We start from the raw sequence: 5,338 nt of genomic DNA on the forward strand, positions 1-5,338 counted from the left end.
GCGACAACCTGCTGTTCAAGATGAGCGTCTCCGACTGGGACACGGTCATGAACGTGCATTTGCGCGGCGCGTTCCTGATGTCGCGGGCGGTGCAGAAGCACATGGTGGACGCGGGCTTCGGCCGCATCGTCAACCTCTCCTCGTCCTCCGCGCTCGGCAACCGCGGCCAGGTGAACTACTCCGCCGCCAAGGCCGGTCTGCAGGGCTTCACCAAGACCCTGGCCAAGGAGCTCGGCAAGTTCGGCATCACCGCCAACGCCGTCGCCCCCGGCTTCATCGCCACCGAGATGACCAAGGCCACCGCCGACCGGGTCGGCATGGGCTTCGAGGACTTCAAGGCCGCGGCCGCCACCCAGATCCCCGTCCAGCGCGTCGGCGAGCCGGACGACATCGCCAACGCGATCGCCTTCTTCACGGGCGACGCCGCCGGATTCGTCTCCGGCCAGGTGCTGTACGTCGCCGGCGGACCGCTCGACTAAGGGCCAGGGGATCACGGAACATGACTGCACTGCCTGAACCCTCCGGCAAGGTCGCCCTCGTCACGGGCGCCAGCCGCGGCATCGGCCACGGGGTTGCCGAGGCCCTCGTCGCCCGTGGCGACCGCGTCTGCATCACCGGCCGCAACGAGGACGCCCTCAAGGAGGCCGTCGAGCGCCTCGGCGCCGACCGGGTCATCGGCGTCGCGGGCAAGGCGCACGACGAGGCTCACCAGGCCCTCGCCGTGGAACGCACCATGGAGGCCTTCGGCCGGGTCGACTTCCTGGTCAACAACGCCGGTACGAACCCGGTGTTCGGGCCGATCGCCGACCTCGACCTGGGTGTCGCGCGCAAAGTGTTCGAGACCAACGTGATCTCGGCGCTCGGTTTCGCGCAGCGGACCTGGCACGCCTGGCAGAAGGACAACGGCGGCGCGATCGTCAACATCGCCTCCGTCGCCGGCCTGTCGGCCTCGCCCTTCGTCGGCGCCTACGGCGTCAGCAAGGCCGCGATGATCAACCTGACCCAGCAGCTGGCGCACGAGTTCGCGCCCGGGGTACGGGTCAACGCGATCGCGCCGGCCGTGGTGAAGACCCAGTTCGCGAAGGCCCTGTACGAGGGCCGGGAGGCGGACGTCACCATGGCCTACCCGCTTGGCCGGCTCGGTGTGCCCTCCGATATCGGTGGAGCCGCCGCGTTCCTGACGTCGGACCAGTCCGACTGGATCACCGGCCAGACGCTCGTCGTCGACGGCGGCCTCTTCCTGAACGCCGGGGTCTGATGAGGTGAGCTTTGGGTACGGGCGCCACATGTACGGAGGAGGCGCCCGTGCCCGGTACACGAGACAGACAGACGGATGACAACGTCGTCAATCACGTGGTGATCAAGAACCTTTGCGAACCCGGTTCAACGGGCGTTGCGCTGCGGTAGGGTCTGCCGCCAACCCTGGTACGGCAGATCGAGGAGTGCGCGCGTGTTCAACCGGATTCGTTGTCTGCGTCGGCTGGCGACGATCACGTCCGTCGCCCTGGTAACCGGCTGCGGCGTCTTCTCCTCGTCGTCCTCCGCCGACAAGGGGCCGATAGTCGTCGGCACCACCAGTGCCCCGAGCACCTTGGACCCGGCGGCCTCCTGGGACGGCTCCTGGGAACTGTTCCGCAACATCTACCAGACCCTGTTGAGCTACCCGACAGGCGCGACGGTACCCGGGCCCGACGCCGCCGACGACTGCTCCTTCACCGACCGCACGAACCTCGTCTACCGCTGCGTGCTGCGCAAGGACATGACGTTCTCCAACGGGCACCCGCTGGACGCACGGGCCGTGAAGTACTCCATCGAGCGCATCCGCGCGATCAACGCGCCCGGCGGTCCCGCTGGCCTGCTGGGCAGCCTCGACCGCGTCACCGCGAGCGGCGACCGCGAGGTCGTCTTCCACCTCAACAAGCCCGACGCGACGTTCCCGTTCGTACTGGCCACCCCCGCCATGTCGATCGTCGACCCCGACGAGTACCCGGCCCGCTCACTGCGCAAGGACGGCAAGGTCCTGGGTTCCGGCCCCTACCGCCTCAAGTCGTACAAGGAGGGAAGTCGGGCCGAGCTCGTCAGCAACGACCACTACAAGGGCTTTGCGAAGCTCCGGAACGACGCGGTCACCATCCAGTACTTCCAGGACTCGGGCGAGATGGTCTCCGCCCTGCGCGAGAAGCGGATCGACGTCACCTACCGGGGGCTCGCCTCCCCTGACATCGTCTCCCTCCAGGGCAACGCCTCCAAGGAAGGCCTCCAGCTCGTCGAGGGCGTGGGCATCACGATCAACTATCTGGTCTTCAACCCGAAGGACCCCTGGGCCGGGAAGCTCGCCGTCCGCCGCGCCGTCGCGCAGGTCGTCGACCGCCCGGCGATCGCGCACAAGGTGTACAAGGACACCGTCGACCCGCTGTACTCGATGGTTCCCACGGGACTCACCGGGCATGTCGCGGGCTTCTTCGACGACTACGGCGACCCCAGTTCCTCCAAGGCGCGCAAGATCCTTCAGGAGGCGGGCATCACGAGCCGTGTGCCGCTCACTCTCTGGTACACAACCGACCGCTACGGCTCCGAGACCGCCCCGGAGTTCCGTGAGCTGAAGAGCCAGCTCGAAGGGTCGGGCCTGTTCACCGTCACCCTCAAGAGCCGCCCCTGGAAGACGTACGAGCAGGGGGCCAACAAGGGCGAGTACCCGGTGTCCGGGCGGGGCTGGTTCCCCGACTTCCCGGACGCCGACAACTTCATCGCGCCGTTCGTGGGTGAGCAGAACGCGCTCGGCACGCCCTACCCGGCGACGGAGATCACCGGAGTGCTGCTGCCCAAGTCCCGGCGCCAGAGCGACCGTGGCAACGTGGTCGAGGAGTTCCAGCATGCCCAGCGGATCCTCGTCGACGACGCCCGGTTGCTGCCGCTGTGGCAGGGCAAGCAGTTCGTGGCGGCGAGCGAGGAGATCTCCGGCGGGGAGCAGGCCCTGGACCCGTCGACGATCATGAAGATGTGGGAGCTGTCCCGCAAGACCAGCTGGTAGCCCGGACCGCGCGGGGGCCCGGGGGCCGGTTGTCAGTGGTCGCCTGTAGGTTCTGAGACCTGGAACCGTCCGCACATCGGAGGAAGTTGACGTGACCGACATCGCCATGCTGCCGGAGTCCTGGCGGGGCGTACTGGGTGACGAACTGCAGGAGCCCTACTTCAAGGAGCTCACGGAGTTCGTCGAGGACGAGCGTGCCAAGGGTCCCGTCTACCCTCCGCGCGAGGAGGTCTTCGCCGCGCTCGACGCCACGCCGTACGAGCAGGTGAAGGTGCTGATCCTCGGCCAGGACCCGTACCACGGCGAGGGCCAGGGGCACGGTCTGTGCTTCTCCGTGCGGCCCGGTGTGAAGACCCCGCCCTCCCTGCGGAACATCTACAAGGAGATGCAGGCGGAACTGGGCACGCCGATCCCGGACAACGGCTATCTGATGCCGTGGGCCGAGCAGGGCGTACTGCTGCTCAACGCGGTGCTGACGGTGCGCGCGGGCGAGGCGAACTCGCACAAGGGCAAGGGATGGGAGAAGTTCACGGACGCGGTGATCCGTGCCGTCGCAGACCGGCCCGACCCGGCCGTGTTCGTGCTCTGGGGAAACTACGCGCAGAAGAAGCTGCCGCTGATCGACGAGACGCGGCATGTCGTCGTCAAGGGTGCGCACCCCTCGCCGCTGTCCGCGAAGAAGTTCTTCGGCTCGCGGCCGTTCACCCAGATCAACGAGGCGGTGGCCCGGCAGGGGCACGAGCCGATCGACTGGACGATTCCGGATCTGGGGTGAGGCCCGGGGCCCGTTCCGGCCCCGCCCCGCCGGTCGTGGCCGCGGCCGCTCCCGGTCGTCACCGTCTTGGCCCAGTGCGCGTACGGAGCCGCCTGAGCGCGATTGTCCGGGGTGGGGGCTAGCGTCATGGGGGGACGGGCGACGAGCGTGGAGGACGCGGTGGCGAAGCGACAGGAGCAGGCGGCGCCGGATGCCGTGATGACCCGGATCGGGCAGGTCGTCATGTTGCACCACGGCGGCGACCGCGAAGAGGCCCGCAACCGCTTCCTGCAACTGTGGGCGGAGATCGGCGAGGACGGCGACCCGCTGCACCGCTGCACGCTGGCACACTACATGGCGGACACACAGGACGAGCCGGACGACGAACTCGCCTGGGATCTGAGGGCGTTGTCGGCGGCGGAGGAACTCACGGACGAACGCCTCGCCGAGCACGACGGCGCACTCGTCGTACGCGCGTTCTACCCTTCGCTGCATCTGAACCTGGCCGCCGACTATGTGAAGCTCGGCCGTTCGGAGGCCGCCCGGGTCCATCTGGGCCGGGCTCGCGGCGCGGCAGGCACCCTCGGTGACGATGGCTATGGCGAGGGTGTCAGGGCGGCGATCGGACGTCTGGAGCAGCGGCTCGCGGAGGAGGAGCCGCCGGGTGGCGTGCCCGAGCCCGGCCCCCTGGACGGTCCGGGCGGGGAGACCCTCGGGCCGCCGAGACGGCGGCCGTAGGGGGTGTCGGGCCGCCGGCTCCGGAAAGGCTTCCGTACGAGGTTCGGTACAAGGCTCGTCTTCCGTTCTCAACGTCCGTAAATGCCCTGGCAGAAGGCTGCCTCGGGGCTGTTCGGCTGCCACTTGCCGTACCTGCGGCCGAGCATGCACATGTCCGTGTTCCGGGGGAAACCGTCGCGGATCGTGGGAGGTTCCCCGACGTGCGGTCGAGGAGGGGTCGGTTTCGGGTGCGGGGCGGCGGACCGATCGTGCGGGGGCGCCGTAGGTACGGCGGTGGGGGTCGGCCCGGTCGTGCGCCGCGGGCCGGCGGCGGACGGCGACGGGTCGGGGGAGGGCCGGACCAGCTCCAGTGCCTCCCGTGCCGGGGCCTGGACGGCATGGGTCTTCGCGCTGCCGTCCGGGTGCGGTGTCGAGGGGTGCGAGTGTGCCGGAGGCGGGCCGGGAGTGGTCGGTCGGTCGACGGTCACACAGCCGCTGAGGGCCGAGATGGTGACCAGGAGTGTTGCGGTCGTTGTCGTTCGGTGCACGCGCGCAACTCTGCTGTGTCCGGCTCGTTTTGGGGAGCGGACAGGCGGCGGATGCCCCCTACGGGTGACCCCGGCCCGTACGGAGGGCCCGGACCGCAGCGGCTGACGTAGCTCCCCGGTTGCCCCGTCGATCCGCTCGTGGATCAGATCGGCGAGGCGCAACCCGCTACCCCGTCAGCCGGTACTTCCGCAGGGTGCGGTCAGTCGCCGAGCATCCCGTCGAGCAGTTCCCGCATTCCTGTGCGCACCGCGTCCAGGCTCGGCACGTCCGCGGCGAAGGACCCGGCC

Annotated in this window: 6 protein-coding genes; 5 read left to right on the top strand and 1 reads right to left on the bottom strand. The window is 69.2% G+C overall.

The window, feature by feature from the left end:
- The 5 genes from BIV24_RS07880 to BIV24_RS07900 form a co-directional block, all read left to right on the top strand.
- Window positions 1-479: SDR family oxidoreductase (locus BIV24_RS07880; RefSeq protein WP_143064571.1), on the top strand; the 479-nt coding region annotated here is incomplete at its 5' end.
- 20 nt (window positions 480-499) lie between these two features.
- Window positions 500-1,258: an SDR family oxidoreductase gene (locus BIV24_RS07885; RefSeq protein WP_071365467.1), complete on the top strand. Its 759-nt coding sequence runs from the start codon at window positions 500-502 to the stop codon at window positions 1,256-1,258.
- Window positions 1,259-1,450: 192 nt separating this feature from the next.
- Window positions 1,451-3,031 carry an ABC transporter substrate-binding protein gene (locus BIV24_RS07890; RefSeq protein WP_071365468.1) on the top strand — a complete coding sequence of 527 codons (1,581 nt, stop codon included), beginning with the start codon at window positions 1,451-1,453 and terminating at the stop codon, window positions 3,029-3,031.
- A gap of 91 nt (window positions 3,032-3,122) precedes the next feature.
- Window positions 3,123-3,806 carry a uracil-DNA glycosylase gene (locus BIV24_RS07895; protein WP_071365469.1) on the top strand — a complete coding sequence of 228 codons (684 nt, stop codon included), beginning with the start codon at window positions 3,123-3,125 and terminating at the stop codon, window positions 3,804-3,806.
- Window positions 3,807-3,965: 159 nt separating this feature from the next.
- A complete protein-coding gene (locus BIV24_RS07900) occupies window positions 3,966-4,523 on the top strand; it encodes a hypothetical protein (protein ID WP_079168077.1) in 558 nt (185 codons plus the stop codon).
- A gap of 68 nt (window positions 4,524-4,591) precedes the next feature.
- On the opposite strand, the gene BIV24_RS31400 is transcribed toward BIV24_RS07900, so the two are convergent.
- Window positions 4,592-5,050: a hypothetical protein gene (locus BIV24_RS31400; protein WP_079168076.1), complete on the bottom strand. Its 459-nt coding sequence runs from the start codon at window positions 5,048-5,050 to the stop codon at window positions 4,592-4,594.
- Window positions 5,051-5,338 lie beyond the last annotated feature (288 nt).

The sequence above is a fragment of the Streptomyces colonosanans genome, from assembly GCF_001866645.1.
Lineage (GTDB): Bacteria > Actinomycetota > Actinomycetes > Streptomycetales > Streptomycetaceae > Streptomyces > Streptomyces colonosanans.